14 protein-coding genes are annotated in these 12,713 nt (G+C 66.4%); 5 read left to right on the top strand and 9 right to left on the bottom strand.

What is annotated here, in order from left to right:
- The first annotated feature begins 94 nt into the window (after positions 1-94).
- Both EV687_RS08750 and cueR read left to right on the top strand, forming a co-directional pair.
- On the top strand, positions 95-295 hold the full coding sequence (locus EV687_RS08750; protein ID WP_122231780.1) for a heavy-metal-associated domain-containing protein: 201 nt from the start codon (positions 95-97) through the stop codon (positions 293-295).
- 10 nt (positions 296-305) lie between these two features.
- Positions 306-809 carry a Cu(I)-responsive transcriptional regulator gene (cueR, locus tag EV687_RS08755; RefSeq protein WP_122231781.1) on the top strand — a complete coding sequence of 168 codons (504 nt, stop codon included), beginning with the start codon at positions 306-308 and terminating at the stop codon, positions 807-809.
- On the opposite strand, the gene EV687_RS08760 is transcribed toward cueR, so the two are convergent.
- From EV687_RS08760 to EV687_RS08770, 3 genes are all read right to left on the bottom strand, one after another.
- Complete coding sequence (locus tag EV687_RS08760; protein WP_122231782.1) at positions 773-1,468, bottom strand: response regulator transcription factor; 696 nt, start codon at positions 1,466-1,468, stop codon at positions 773-775. The genes cueR and EV687_RS08760 overlap by 37 nt on opposite strands.
- 140 nt (positions 1,469-1,608) lie before the next feature.
- Positions 1,609-2,805 (bottom strand): TFIIB-type zinc ribbon-containing protein, encoded by a 1,197-nt coding sequence (locus tag EV687_RS08765; RefSeq protein ID WP_242612552.1) that lies wholly within the window; start codon positions 2,803-2,805, stop codon positions 1,609-1,611.
- 55 nt (positions 2,806-2,860) lie between these two features.
- Positions 2,861-3,931 (bottom strand): SPFH and helix-turn-helix domain-containing protein, encoded by a 1,071-nt coding sequence (locus EV687_RS08770; protein ID WP_122231862.1) that lies wholly within the window; start codon positions 3,929-3,931, stop codon positions 2,861-2,863.
- Between the two features lie 145 nt (positions 3,932-4,076).
- Between EV687_RS08770 and EV687_RS08775 the strand changes: the two genes are divergently transcribed.
- The gene (locus EV687_RS08775) at positions 4,077-4,490 is read left to right on the top strand and encodes an acyl-CoA thioesterase (protein ID WP_122231783.1); all 414 of its coding nucleotides are present in this window, start codon (positions 4,077-4,079) and stop codon (positions 4,488-4,490) included.
- A gap of 34 nt (positions 4,491-4,524) precedes the next feature.
- Here EV687_RS08775 and lgt read toward each other — a convergent pair whose 3' ends face one another.
- Together lgt and EV687_RS08785 are read right to left on the bottom strand one after the other, a co-directional pair.
- The gene (gene lgt, locus EV687_RS08780) at positions 4,525-5,337 is read right to left on the bottom strand and encodes a prolipoprotein diacylglyceryl transferase (protein ID WP_122231784.1); all 813 of its coding nucleotides are present in this window, start codon (positions 5,335-5,337) and stop codon (positions 4,525-4,527) included.
- A gap of 104 nt (positions 5,338-5,441) precedes the next feature.
- Positions 5,442-6,434 (bottom strand): tripartite tricarboxylate transporter substrate-binding protein, encoded by a 993-nt coding sequence (locus tag EV687_RS08785; protein ID WP_122231785.1) that lies wholly within the window; start codon positions 6,432-6,434, stop codon positions 5,442-5,444.
- A 233-nt stretch (positions 6,435-6,667) separates the two neighbouring features.
- Here EV687_RS08785 and EV687_RS08790 point away from each other — a divergent pair, with 233 nt between their 5' ends.
- On the top strand, positions 6,668-7,894 hold the full coding sequence (locus EV687_RS08790; protein ID WP_162846676.1) for a GGDEF domain-containing protein: 1,227 nt from the start codon (positions 6,668-6,670) through the stop codon (positions 7,892-7,894).
- Here EV687_RS08790 and EV687_RS08795 read toward each other — a convergent pair.
- The 4 genes from EV687_RS08795 to gph all read right to left on the bottom strand — a co-directional run bounded on the left by EV687_RS08795 (position 7,836) and on the right by gph (position 11,333).
- A complete protein-coding gene (locus EV687_RS08795) occupies positions 7,836-8,519 on the bottom strand; it encodes a histidine phosphatase family protein (RefSeq protein WP_122231787.1) in 684 nt (227 codons plus the stop codon). The genes EV687_RS08790 and EV687_RS08795 overlap by 59 nt on opposite strands.
- A 104-nt stretch (positions 8,520-8,623) precedes the next feature.
- Entirely contained in the window at positions 8,624-9,358 is a 735-nt protein-coding gene (locus EV687_RS08800) for an alpha/beta fold hydrolase (protein ID WP_122231788.1), read from the bottom strand.
- Positions 9,359-9,375: 17 nt separating this feature from the next.
- A complete protein-coding gene (locus EV687_RS08805) occupies positions 9,376-10,557 on the bottom strand; it encodes a patatin-like phospholipase family protein (protein WP_122231789.1) in 1,182 nt (393 codons plus the stop codon).
- The gene (gene gph / locus EV687_RS08810) at positions 10,554-11,333 is read right to left on the bottom strand and encodes a phosphoglycolate phosphatase (protein WP_122231790.1); all 780 of its coding nucleotides are present in this window, start codon (positions 11,331-11,333) and stop codon (positions 10,554-10,556) included. The genes EV687_RS08805 and gph overlap by 4 nt, the downstream gene beginning before the upstream one ends.
- Positions 11,334-11,438: 105 nt before the next feature.
- Here gph and rodA point away from each other — a divergent pair, with 105 nt between their 5' ends.
- Positions 11,439-12,653 carry a rod shape-determining protein RodA gene (gene rodA, locus EV687_RS08815; protein ID WP_122231791.1) on the top strand — a complete coding sequence of 405 codons (1,215 nt, stop codon included), beginning with the start codon at positions 11,439-11,441 and terminating at the stop codon, positions 12,651-12,653.
- Positions 12,654-12,713 lie beyond the last annotated feature (60 nt).

Here is a 12,713-nt window from a genome sequence, read left to right on the forward strand (position 1 = left end):
GTGTTGACATTGACATGGTGTCAGACTCGATAATGGCATCCGTACCATCTGGGTTTCCATATCTGGAGTCCCATATTTCAACAAGGAGATCGCCATGAACCAGACCTTCAAGATCCTCGGAATGACCTGCGAGCACTGCGTGCAGGCTGTGCAGAAAGCCATTTTGCAGACCGACAACACTGCCAAGATCCAGATCGATCTGGGCACGGGCCTCGCCAGCATCAACAGCGAACAGCCACGCAGCACGCTGATCGCCGCGATCAAGGAGGCCGGCTACGACGTCACCAGCCTCTGAGCCGGGCCGGATGGCAGGCAATCTGCAGCCCATTGGCGAAGCCGCGCGGCAAAGCGGTGTCTCGGTGCGGATGATCCGCCACTACGAGCGCCTGGGCCTGCTGCCGGCGGTGGCCCGCACCGAGGCGGGCTACCGCCAATACGGCCGCGCCGAGGTGCACACGCTGCAGTTCATCAAGCGCAGCCGCGAGCTGGGCTTTTCGGTGCCGGAGATCGCCCAGTTGCTCGAGTTGTGGCAAAACCGCCAGCGCAGCAGTGCCGACGTGCGCTCGATTGCCCAGCAACACCTGCTGATGCTGCGGCAGCGCATTGCCGAGATGCAGGCCATGCACGAGACGCTGGCAAGCCTGGTGCAATGCTGCCAGGGCGATGCACGCCCCGAATGCCCGATTCTCGAAGACCTGGCCAGCCCCCGGCACCGCAAGGCCCCTGCCCCTTCAAAGGCGACGGCGGAGGTCCCAGCCGTCCGCCACCACCCTCATTCCTGCGCGTCGCCGCAGGCCTCGAGGCGGTAGCCGACACCATAGACGGCATTGACCACGTAGCCATTCTCGGGCGTCAGATCGAGCTTGGCGCGCAGCCGCGAGACATGGGTGTCGAGCGAGCGCGAGGGCACCTGGAACAACTGGCCCCAGACCATCTCGCGCACATGGTCGCGCGAGAGCAGGCGGCCGACGTTCTGGAACATGAAGAGCGCCAGATCGAATTCGCGCGTCTTGAGATCGATCGGCTGGCCGCGCACCTCCAGCGTGCGCTTTTCGGTGTTGAAGCGGTAGATGCCGAAATGGAGTTCATCCGAATGCGTGGCCGGATAGGCGCGGCGCAGCAGCGCGCTCATGCGCGCCACCAGTTCGCCCACGCGCACCGGCTTGGTCATGAAATCGTCGGCGCCGCTGCTGAGGCCCTCGACGATGTCCTCCTCGGTATCGCGCCGCGTGACGAAGAGAATCGGCATGTTCGAGCCAATGCCTTGCCGCACCGACTCGACGACCTTGGGACCATCCATGTCCGGCAGGTACCAGTCCACGATCAGCAGATCGAAAGTCTGCCGCCGCAGCTCCTTGAGCAGGCTAGCGCCATCGCTGTAGACATAACAGCTGTGGCCCATGCCTTCGACGGCAGCGCGCTCAATTTCCTGCACCAGTGGATCGTCATCCAATATCGCGATTCTCATAAGTTGTATTCACAATCAGCTATTCGTTATTCAATTCCGCATTTCCGTGGATTATATGAATGGCATCCAATGGCACTGTGCGCTGCATCAAGCAAGCGGCTCAGGCGTGGCAGCATACCAACGTCTGGCGCCCCTGGCGCTCACTGGCGCAGCAGCAGCCAGCCCAGCGCCACCAGCAGCAGCACCGCACACACGGCCAAGGCGATCTTGCCCCAGCTGTATGGCCGCTCGCCCGCCAACTGGCCAGTGTAGCCATTGCCGAGAATCTGGAAGCTGCGTGCGCCATAGGTGTAATGCACCAGCCAGACCGGCACCAGCACATGCTTGAAGGTGCGACCCTGGTACCGGGCATCGACCACCAGGTTGCGCTGGGTATCACCAGGAACCTGCTGGGCGCACATCTGGCGCAGCTGCGCCTGCATCTGCTCCTGGCCGATGGCGGCGGCGCGCCGCAGATCGACCTGGTAGCGCTCCACTGTCCAGCCGCGCACATATTCGGGCGCATAGGGCTTGAGGTCGGTGCGGGTCGGGAAAGGTTCGATGCGGCGCAGCAAGGCGGCATGCGCGCCCACCGTGCCGGGCACCAGCGCATCGTCGAAGAAATGCTGCAACTGTCCGGACGCTGGCACCCAGCGCACCTGCCGCACCTGGCGGGTCTGCATGCGGCCCTGGCTGTCGCGATAGCGCTCGGTGGTGTAGTAGTAATGGCCGGCCTCGGCGCGCCAGCGTGCGCTGGCATGGGCATCGAAGGTCCAATATGGCAGGTACACGCCCTTGAGCGTGTCGGTCAGCGCTGCCTTCTTCAGGCGCCCAGGCGCGAACCAGCGCGAGCCGTACCACTGGCGAATCCGCTCGCGCATCTGCACGTCGCTGATCCGGAACGGCAGGAGGCTCTGCGGTGTGATGGCGTCCTGCAGTTCCTCGTGCGCGACGATGGCCGGCGAGCCGCAGAAGTCGCAGCGCTGCGCCACCCGGCCGTCGACGAATACCGAAATGGCACGGCAGCTCTGGCATTGCACCTCGCGCCGCTGCGCACCCCAGTCGCGCCCATCGACCGGTACGCGCAAGGCCGCTTCAAGATCCTGCTCGATGACGGGCTGGCCGCCCTCGCCCGCCACATCCGCGGGGTGCGCAGGCTGCCATGGCGCCACGGTACCGCAATACGGACACACCAATGCCTGACGGGCAGCGTTCCATTCCAGATTGCCGCCACATTCCGGGCAAGGGTGCCGGCCGATCGCGGTGGTGGTCGCAGCGCCGGGCGAGCCCGTGGTCGCCGGGGCGCTGGCACCAGCGGCCACGGATGGGCCAGCCTGGCTGGGACGGGCCTCTGTCATGGCTGGTGGATACCCTGCACTGAATGCCTTGATCCGACGGCCTGATCCGCCGGCATCAGCCGCGCAGGAACTCCTCCAACGCACTCCTGGCAATGCGCCAGGCGCTGCCGATCCGGCGCGCCTTCAGATCCCCCGCGTCGATCGCGGCCATCACGTCCTCCGGCGCGACGCCCAGCAGCTGCGCGGCCTGCTCGGGCGTGAGCACCTCCAGCACCGGCACGGCCACAGGCGACGGCCCTCCCGCTGGCGCGGACGTGCCGCTGGCGGGCTGCTGCATGCTCTTCATCATTTCCTGCGCCAGCCCAAAGCCCATGGCCATCTGCGCCGGCACGGCAGCCGCCGCGCCAGCCTCGCCGCCCTCGCCCATCGCCACACCCATCTGGTATTTGACGTAGTCGTTGAGGTTGCCGATCACGCCCATGGAGGAACGCTTGTCGATGGCCTGCTCGACTTCCGGCGGCACCGAGACATTCTCCAGGATGAAGCTGCTGACCTCCAGCCCATACTTGTCACGGATCGCCGGGTTGATGATCGGCAGCAGCGCATCGCCCAGCTCCGAGTAGCGCTGGGCGATGTCCAGCACCGGCACATGGGCCTTGGCCAGCGCCTCGGTGAAGACGCTGACGATGCGCGAGCGCATGGTGTCGTTGAACTCGTCGAGGCGGAAGTTCTGATCCGTGCCAGCGACCTCCTTGAGGAACTTCGGCGCGTCGACGATGCGGAAGTCGTAGGTGCCGAAGGCGCGCAGGCGCACCACGCCAAAGTCCTGGTCGCGCATCATCACCGGGTTGGAGGTGCCCCACTTGTTGCCGGTGAAGAGGCGCGTGTTCAGGTAGTACACGTCGCACTTGAAGGGCGACTGGAAGCCATACTTCCAGCCCAGGATGGTCGAGAGGATGGGGATGTTCTCGGTCGAGAGCGTGTGCTTGCCGGGATTGAACAGATCCGCGAACTGGCCGGCCGCGACGAACTGCACCTGCTGCGACTCGCGCACGATCAACTGCGCGCCGTTCTTGATTTCCTTGTCCTCGTCGGGCCAGCGGAACGACAGCGTGTCGCGCGAATCATCGGTCCACTCGATGACCTCGATCAACTGGTTTCTGACGAGATTGAAGATGCGCTCCATGACCATTCCTTCAGCAAGGGGTTGACGGTGGCCGCATTCTAGCGAACGCGGCCGTGCCGCACGCACGCATACAATGGGGCTCTTTCGCACCATCGGCCCCGGCCCCGGTTCATCCCCTTCTTTTCTGCAAACGCTTTTTGACGCCATGACGACACCGGTAGCCCTGCCCCAGGACATGGAATTGGTCCTCAAGGTCGCGCCCATGCCCAAGGACAGCAACATCAACGGCGACATCTTCGGCGGCTGGGTGATGGCGCAGGTGGACGTGGCCGGCTCCATCCTGCCGGCGCGCCTGGCGGGCGGGCGGCTGGCCACCGTGGCGGTCAAGGAATTCATCTTCAAGCAGCCCGTGCAGGTGGGCGACCTGCTGTCCTTCTATGCCAAGGTCACCCGCATCGGGCGCACCTCGGTACAGGTCTTCGTCGAGGTGTTTGCCGAGCGCCGCTACCAGCACGGCCAGTATGTCAAGGTGACGGAGGCCACGCTCACCTACGTCGCCATCGACGACAACGGCCGCCCCCGTCCGCTGCCGACTGGCGCCGAAGGCATCCGCTGCTGAAGGGTGCGGGTCGGCACTGAACCCATCAGGCCGGTCAAGCCGCCTGGCGCCGTCCGGCCCAGATCCACACCGCCGCGCCAGCGGCAATCATCGGCACGCACAGCCACTGTCCCATGCTCATGCCCAGCGACAGCAGGCCCAGGAAATCATCCGGCTCGCGGAAGAACTCGGCGATGAAACGCAGCGCGCCATAACCCATCAGGAACACGGCCGCCACGCGGCCCCGGGCCCGTTCACGCCGCGCATACAGCCACAGGATGATGAACAGCAGCACGCCTTCGAGCAGGAACTGGTAGAGCTGCGAGGGATGGCGCGGCAGCATGCTGCCGCTGTGCGGGAACACCATGCCCCAGGGCAGATCGGGCGGCGCAAAACGCCCCCACAGCTCGCCATTGATGAAATTGCCGATGCGCCCCGCCGCAAAGCCCAGCGGCACGCAGGGGGCAACGAAATCCGCCACCTGCCAGAACGGCCGGCGGCGCGTGACGGAGAACCAGACCATCGCCACGATGGAGCCGATCAACGCGCCATGAAAAGCCATGCCGCCCTTGTTGATCATGATGATCTCCAGCGGATTGTGCAGGTAGTACCCGGGCTTGTAGAACAGCACATAACCCAGCCGCCCGCCCAGGATGATGCAGACCACGCCGATGAAAAGCAAGTCCTCGACATCGCGCTTGTGCCAGAGCCCCTGGGCCACCAGCCGGTCAAACGGAGGCTGGCGCAGGCGCAAGCGCCCCAGCAGGATGAAGAGGGCAAAGCCCACCAGGTAGGTCAGGCCATACCAGTGAATGGCCAGCGGCCCGAGCTGCAGGGCCACCGGGTCGATTTGGGGATAGGTCAGCATGTCTGGGGTTGCTTCTTCATTGCTTGATAGGAGGCGGGCGCCGCAGGCCGGCCCTCACCGTGAATCATCATGGCATACGCATTGGAGCCATGCATGACAGCCCCTCATTGCGGCTGGAAGCCACTGGCCTCGATGATGCGCGACCAGGCCTGGCTGTAGGCCTGCTCAATGGCCTCGAACTGGCGGTGATCCATGTAGCGCACGTCGATGGCCCAGGCCTGCATCTGCTGGCGCACTTCGGGCACGGCCAACACCTGCTGCGTAGCCTGTTCCCAGCGGGCAATCTGCGCCTCGCTCCAGCCCTTGGGCGCGAAAATGCCGTAGAACGGCGTGTCCCTGAAGCCGCGCACGCCCAGTTCCTCGAAAGTCGGCACCTCGGGCAAGGCCGTCTGGCGATCGCCGCCGAGCACCGCCAGCACGCGCAGGCGGCCCGACTGGTGCAGTTCCAGGAATTCCTGCACCGAGCCGATGCCGGCATGGATCTGGCCTGCCAGCAGATCGCCGATCATCGGCGCGCTGCCTCGGTAAGGCACCGGCACCAGACTCAGATCAAACTGCCTTGCCAGCACCCCGACCAGGAATTCCGGCGTCGATGCCGGCGCCGGAATGCCGATGGCACCGGCATCGGCGGCCTGCTGGCCGCGCACCCAGTCGATGTACTCGGCCAGGCTGTGCGCCGGATGGCCACCGGTCACCGCCAGTGCATTGACGAAGGTGCCCAGCCCCGCCACCGGCTGGAAATCGCGCCGGGTATCAAAGCCTGCATCCCTGACGACCTTGGGCAGGATGCTGACCGTGTGGTCGTGCGTCAGAAACACCGTCTGCCCATCGGGCGCGGCCGCCTTCAGGGCCTGCGCGGCAATCTGTCCGCCAGCGCCGGGCCGGTTGTCCACCACGATGGCGGTACCCAGCGCCTGTTGGAGATGCGCGGCCAGCAGCCGCGCCAGCATGTCCGTGCCGCCTCCGGGCGGAAAACCCACCAGCATGCGCACGGGCGCCGATGCCCAGGCACCGCGCCACTGCGCGGCGGCAGCCAGCGCCGCGACCCCGTGCAGGCCGCCGGCCAGCCATTGGCGGCGGTTGATGGTCTTGGACATGCTTTCCTCCTGAACTGCGCGCAAGTGCAAGTGCAAGTACCACCGCGGCCACCGCGTGGCATACAGCTTGCATAAAGCGGAAATTGTAGGGGAAGAGCCTAGCCCCGCCCGCCAGCAGGGTGGGCGCACGGCCCATGCAAAAAAAGCCACGCCGCACCGCCATCTGTATAGAATGGAACAAAAAATACCTTTTGTTACACTCATCCTTCCCTTGGTCTGCGTCAGGAGAAAGATTGTCGCCTCAGAACATCCAGTACTTCGGACTGATCGTGCCGGCCTGCATGCTGCTGCTGGGTCTGACCCTGCAGGCCTGCTGGATGGTGCTGCGCGAGCAGCGTTTCCTGCTGTGGATCGCGGCGGGCTACTTCCTGCCATCCGTCGCCCTGGCAGCCCAGTCGCTGATGGACAACGCGCAATTGGCGCGCTGGTCCATGCTGGCGGGCACGTTTTATCTCATGGGCAGTTGGGCATTGGCACACGGCATGGCCAAACGCCAGGGCGGCCGCGCCTTCGGGGCCCTGGCGCTGGCCATCGGCGTGACCTGCATGGCCGCCATGGCGTATTACACGCTGGTAGACGAACAGCTGTGGATCAGGACCTTGTGGCTCAACAGCTCGATCTGCCTGCTCTATGCGCTGGGCTTGCCGAGTGTGCTGCGCTCGCCCAATGCCAAGGATCCGTTCGAGCGCGCCTTGCGCTGGTCCTATGTCAGCATCGTCGGGCTGGCCCTGCTGCGGCCGATCCTGGTCCTCAACTGGGTGCCGGGTGACCAGTTGGAGCGCCTGACTGCATCTCGCTTCTGGTTCCTGCTGCTGGCCATCACGCTGCTGCTGGGACTGTGGTTCATGGTCGTGTTGCTGGCCTGCACCTTCCGCGACGTCATGCGGGTGTTCGACGATGAACGCAACCGCGACCCGCTGACCCGCCTGTCCAACCGCCGCCGCTTCTTCGAAGCGGCGACGCGCTGCCTGCAAATGTCCCGGCTGCAACCATGGACCATTCTGCTGTGCGATATCGACCACTTCAAGAAAATCAACGACCGCTGGGGCCACGCAATGGGCGACAAGGTGCTGCAGCAATTCGCCGAAGTGCTCGAATCGTCCGTACGTAGCGGCGATCTGGTGGGGCGCCTGGGCGGCGACGAGTTCGTGCTGCTGCTCAACCGCTGCGACCCGGAGAGCGCGCAGCTGGTATACCAGCGGGTGCGAAAGTGGCTGCAGGAGCAGCCCATGCTGCCGGCCGGGCAGTGCATTACCACCAGTTTCGGCGCCGCTGCCATCGATTCTGCCCACGCACTGCCGCAAGCGATGGAGCAGGCCGATACGGCGCTCTATCGCGCCAAGCAGGCCGGGCGCGACTGCATGCACACCATGGGCGATGGGCTCAGCGCCACGCTGCGATTCACGCCATCGTCACCAGCTCCGCCCATTCCCTTGCCGCCAAGTGCGGGATGGCATTGAAGCTGTGCAGGTTGATGCGCCTTGGCGTGATGCCCAGCTCCGTGATGGCGGTGTTGCGGATGCGCATGTTCAGGCCAATGGCCTGCTCCGGCGCGGTATCGAGCACGGCGGCCACGGCCGTGGAGATCGGCCCGCCGCTGGAGACGACGAGCACCTGCTGGCCCACATGCTGACGGCGCAGGGCCTGCAGCAGGCCGGTGATGCCATCCTGGAACGCCTGCCAACTCGGCATGCCAGCCGGGCTGATCGTGCCGCCCATCCACTGCTCCAGCGCCGCGCACAGGCTGCGAAAGTGCTGGCGCGCCTGCTCGGGCGCCTCGGGCCGCGGCAGGTTCACGTTCAAGGCCGCCAGCAACGCGTCGCTGTCATACTCGTTGAGTTCGGACTGGAACGTGTGCAGCTGCTGAACTTCCTCGGGCGTCCACTGCATGCCGCGGGCGATCGCCTCCAGCGTCTGCCGGTGGCGTCGCAGCGTACCGGTGTAGACCGCATCGAAACGCATGCCGTGACCATGCCACCACTGTCCCAATTGCTCGCCCTGGCGGTAGCCCTTGTCGCTGAGTTGGTCATAATCGGCCGCACCAAACGATGCCTGACCATGCCGTACGAGGTAGATGGTTCCCATGGCCGCGATTGTGAAGAGCGGCGGCGCCCGCGCATGTCGCCGCCAGGACTGCGGGCCATGCAGGACTTGGCAGGATCATCCGGTTGGCGCAGACAGCCCGGCGGTCAACCCGCTTGCGCCGGCAGCACGCGGCGCTGCAGCCAGTCCAGCAGCACGGCGGTGACGGCCTCGGGCTGCTCCAGCGTACTGAGGTGGCCACAATCGGCGATGGTGCGCAGCTCGGCGCCCGGAATGCCGGCGGCCATCTCGGCGGCCAGCTCGGGCGGGGTGAGCTGGTCCTGGTCGCCCACCACAATCAGCGACGGGCACGCGATGGCAGCCAGCGTGGGGCGCGCATCGGCGCGCTGCATGATGGCGTGCTGCTGGCGCACATAGGCGTCCACGCCGGTGTCCTCTGCCATGTCCCGGGCAAGGCTGCGCAGCCCGGAGTCGGCGGCGCGGCGCGGATGCACCGAGCGCGGGAAATTCAGTTCGGTGACGAGCGCCAGCTTGCCCTGCCGCGCCAGCTCGATCATGCGCAGGCGTTTCTGCGAAGCCTCCGCGCTGTCCGGCCGCGCCGAGGAATTGAGGATGGCCAGGCCCGCCACCCGCTCGGGCGCCTGGCGCAGCATCTCGAAGGCGATGTAGCCCCCCATCGACAAACCAGCCAGCGCAAAACGCGGCGGCGCCTCGCGCAGGATGGCCGCCGCCAGTGCCGCAATGCGGTCATGGCCGGTCGTGGCTGCGACGGTAACGGCACCAATGCGCCACAGCGCCGGCAGCTGCGGCGCAAACAGGCGCGGCGAGCAGGCCAGGCCTGGCACCAGCACGGTGGGCAGGGACGGGGTGGATTGGGGCATCGCGGATTTTCCCGGGTTCACCGAATGGATGGTGGTGGCACTGGCGCACCGGTCACACCGGCCTCAACAGCGGCACTGGCCTCACTGGCCTCGTTGGCCTGGAGCGTCGGCAACACCCGCTCCAGCGTCTCGCTGGCGCAGCGGTAGCCGATCTCGATGATCTCGCTGGCGCGGTCGAACTCCATGAAGCGGATGTCGCCCAGCGGCGGCTGGATCAGCACCTGCGGCGCCTCGTACACGAGGTTGATCGCGGTCAGCCGCGCCTGCGTGATGTAGAGCGAGGCCAGCAGCGTCTCCAAAATGCCCGGCAAAGGCGGCTGGTAAGCCTTGGCAGCCACTGCCGAAGCGGCGGCATGATCACCGGCATCACTGGGGCTGCTGCTCCAGAGCCAGCTCGAGACCTGCTGCGCCAACGGATGGCGGGCCTGCTGCATCAGCACTCGCAGCCGCTCCAGCACGGGCGGCTCGACCGCCGCGGGCATCGTTGCAGCCGCGTCGGGCGTGGATTCAGCCAAGGGGGCCGCCTGGGGAGCCAGGTTGCGGGCAATGCGCTTTTGCACGATGTCGTGGTTCAGGTCCACCGCCACGACCAGCCGCGCCCCCATGGCCCGTACGGTGCTGACGGGCACCGGATTGACCAGGCCGCCATCGACCAGCACACGCCGCCCACGGCGCACCGGCGTGAAAAGCCCCGGCACCGCAAAGCTGGCATGCACGGCCTCAACCAGCCGGCCGCTGCCGAGCGTTACCTCGTCCCCGCTGAGCACATCGGTGGCGACAGCGCGAAACGGCACCGGCAATTCATCGAAATGCTCGGTCGGCAGCATCTGCGCCAGAAAGCGCTCGACCTTTTTGCCGTCGAGCAGACCCGAGCGCGGAAACACCGGGTCGAGCAGCGCCAGGATGCCCCGCCAGTCCATGGCCCGAAAGGCCGCTTCCAGATCCCCCGCCTTGCCTGATGCCACCATCGCACCCACCAGCGCCCCCATGCTGCATCCGGCGATCGCTTCGACCTGGAGACCGGCCTGCTGCAGCGCCCGCAACACGCCAATGTGTGCGAGGCCTCGCGCCGAGCCGCTGCCCAGCGCCAGGCCGACCCGCCTGGCCTGCGGCGCGGCCTTCACCGGGGAGCCGGCGCCGGGCAGCGGCTCGGCGGCGGCCTCGCCCGCAGGCGCGCCGGTTCGGCGTGGGTTGTTCATGGCTGGCCCGGCTTGGCGCCGGCGGGGGGGCGCGCCGGCAACTGCCGGGCAATGGCGTCGATCGAATCGAAGTAACCGTCGGCGTCCACCGTCTCGATCGGCAGGCCATGGTTGAAGCCATAGCGCATCAGCACCACCGGGCAGCCGGCCGCGCGTGCCGCCAGGGCGTCGTTGCTGGAGTCGCCGATCATCAATGTCCGCGCAGGTGACGAGCCCAGGCGCTCGCAGGCCTTGAGCAGGGGGTACGGATCGGGTTTGCGCTTCTCGAAGCTGTCGCCGCCATAAAGAAACTGTACCCAGGGCGCCAGTCCCTTGGTCGCCAGCAGCGGCTCGGCCAGGCGCAGTGGCTTGTTGGTCACGACCGCCATCGGAATGCCCTTGCCGTGCAGCACGCGCAAGCCATCCAGCGCGCCGGGGAACACCGTGGCCAGTTGGCCGTCGACCTCGCCATAGCCGGCGTAGTAGCGGGCCATGGCATCCGCGAAACGCGCCTCGACCGCCGCCGCATCGTTTGCCCGCCCGGCACGCCCGAGCGCCAACGCCAGCACGCTGCGCACCAGATGTTCGGAGCCCTTGCCGATGATGCGGGCAATCTCGTCCTTGGCCACCGGCGGCAGGCCCATGCCGCGCAGCATGTGCGCGAGCGCCACGTCGAACTCGTCGAGCGTGTTGATCAGTGTGCCATCCAGGTCCAGCAACACGGCCTCGGCAGCCCATTGCGACAGGTCCAGCCGCCCGGGCCGGTCAGCCGACAACGCGGCAGTCACAGCAGTCATTCCATTTCACCTTCCCATCGAAAACCCGCCGCCACGGGACGGATACCGCCCAATGGTGCCATATCCGCATGGCGGCCAGATGCAATTGCCAACGATAATACGGCCATGTCCGTCACCCTCGACAAGACTCCCTGGCATCGCCATTTCATCGGCCTTTTCCTGCGCTTCGATGGCTGGCTGATCCTGGCCATCCTGTTCCTGGCCGGACTGGGCCTGCTGGCCATGTACTCGGCCGGCTACGACCACGGCACACGCTTCATCATGCACGGACGCAACATGCTGCTGGCCGCCGGCATCCTGTTCGTGGTGGCGCAGATCCCGCCGCAGCGGCTGATGCAGCTGGCAGTGCCCATCTATCTGGTGGGCGTGCTGCTGCTGCTGGGCGTGGAGTTCTTCGGCATCACGCGCAAGGGCGCGCAGCGCTGGGTCAACATCGGCATCGTCATCCAGCCCAGCGAGATCATGAAGATCGCCATGCCGCTGATCCTGGCCTGGTGGTTCCAGCTGCGCGCCGGCCAGTTGCGCTGGCCGGACTTCATCGTCGCCGGCCTGCTGCTGATGGTGCCGGTGGGGCTGATCCTGCACCAGCCGGACCTGGGCACCTCGCTGCTGGTGCTGGCCGCCGGCCTCTCGGTGATCTTCTTCGCGGGGCTGTCCTGGAAGCTGGTCGCGCCGCCCGTCATCCTCGGTGTCGTCGGCATCGTGCTGATCATTCTCTACGAGCCCTCGCTGTGCCAGGCAGGCGTCGACTGGGTGGTGCTGCACGACTACCAGAAGACCCGCGTGTGCACCCTGCTCGACCCCTACCGCGACCCGCTGGGCAAGGGTTTTCACATCATCCAGGGCATGATCGCCATCGGCTCCGGCGGCCTGTGGGGCAAGGGCTTCATGGCCGGCACGCAGACCCATCTCGAATTCATCCCCGAACGCACCACCGACTTCATCTACGCGGCCTATGCGGAAGAATTCGGGCTGGTCGGCACACTGGCGCTGATCATAGGCTTTCTGTTCCTGATCTGGCGGGCCATGGTCATCGCCGCGCGCGCCAAGAGCCTCTTCGGGCGCCTGCTGGCCGCTTCAATCGCCATGATCTTCTTCACCTATGCTTTCGTCAACATGGGCATGGTGATGGGCGTGCTGCCGGTGGTGGGCGTGCCGCTGCCTTTCATCAGCTATGGGGGCACCGCCATGGTGACGCTGGGGCTGGCGCTGGGCATGCTGATGTCGATCGCCCGCGAACAGGTGCCAGAGAAGCCCAGCCTCGAATGGGGCGCGGGCATGCCGTCGGCGCCAGCGGCCCGCCGGCGCCTGCGGGCCTGAGCGTCCGGCCCGGACGCCAAACGCCGCCACCGCGCCCGTGGTTGCCGCCGGCGCGCCGGG

Origin of the sequence: Corticibacter populi, assembly GCF_004217315.1 — a bacterium.
Taxonomy (GTDB): domain Bacteria; phylum Pseudomonadota; class Gammaproteobacteria; order Burkholderiales; family Burkholderiaceae_C; genus Lampropedia; species Lampropedia populi.

Excerpts from the sequence above, each read along its gene's own strand:
- EV687_RS08750 (WP_122231780.1), top strand. The coding sequence starts at position 95 with ATGAACCAGACCTTCAAGATCCTCGGAATGACCTGCGAGCACTGCGTG.
- cueR (WP_122231781.1), top strand. The coding sequence starts at position 306 with ATGGCAGGCAATCTGCAGCCCATTGGCGAAGCCGCGCGGCAAAGCGGT.
- EV687_RS08760 (WP_122231782.1), bottom strand. The coding sequence starts at position 1,468 with ATGAGAATCGCGATATTGGATGACGATCCACTGGTGCAGGAAATTGAG.
- EV687_RS08765 (WP_242612552.1), bottom strand. The coding sequence starts at position 2,805 with ATGACAGAGGCCCGTCCCAGCCAGGCTGGCCCATCCGTGGCCGCTGGT.
- EV687_RS08770 (WP_122231862.1), bottom strand. The coding sequence starts at position 3,931 with ATGGAGCGCATCTTCAATCTCGTCAGAAACCAGTTGATCGAGGTCATC.
- EV687_RS08775 (WP_122231783.1), top strand. The coding sequence starts at position 4,077 with ATGACGACACCGGTAGCCCTGCCCCAGGACATGGAATTGGTCCTCAAG.
- lgt (WP_122231784.1), bottom strand. The coding sequence starts at position 5,337 with ATGCTGACCTATCCCCAAATCGACCCGGTGGCCCTGCAGCTCGGGCCG.
- EV687_RS08785 (WP_122231785.1), bottom strand. The coding sequence starts at position 6,434 with ATGTCCAAGACCATCAACCGCCGCCAATGGCTGGCCGGCGGCCTGCAC.
- EV687_RS08795 (WP_122231787.1), bottom strand. The coding sequence starts at position 8,519 with ATGGGAACCATCTACCTCGTACGGCATGGTCAGGCATCGTTTGGTGCG.
- EV687_RS08800 (WP_122231788.1), bottom strand. The coding sequence starts at position 9,358 with ATGCCCCAATCCACCCCGTCCCTGCCCACCGTGCTGGTGCCAGGCCTG.
- EV687_RS08805 (WP_122231789.1), bottom strand. The coding sequence starts at position 10,557 with ATGAACAACCCACGCCGAACCGGCGCGCCTGCGGGCGAGGCCGCCGCC.
- gph (WP_122231790.1), bottom strand. The coding sequence starts at position 11,333 with ATGACTGCTGTGACTGCCGCGTTGTCGGCTGACCGGCCCGGGCGGCTG.
- rodA (WP_122231791.1), top strand. The coding sequence starts at position 11,439 with ATGTCCGTCACCCTCGACAAGACTCCCTGGCATCGCCATTTCATCGGC.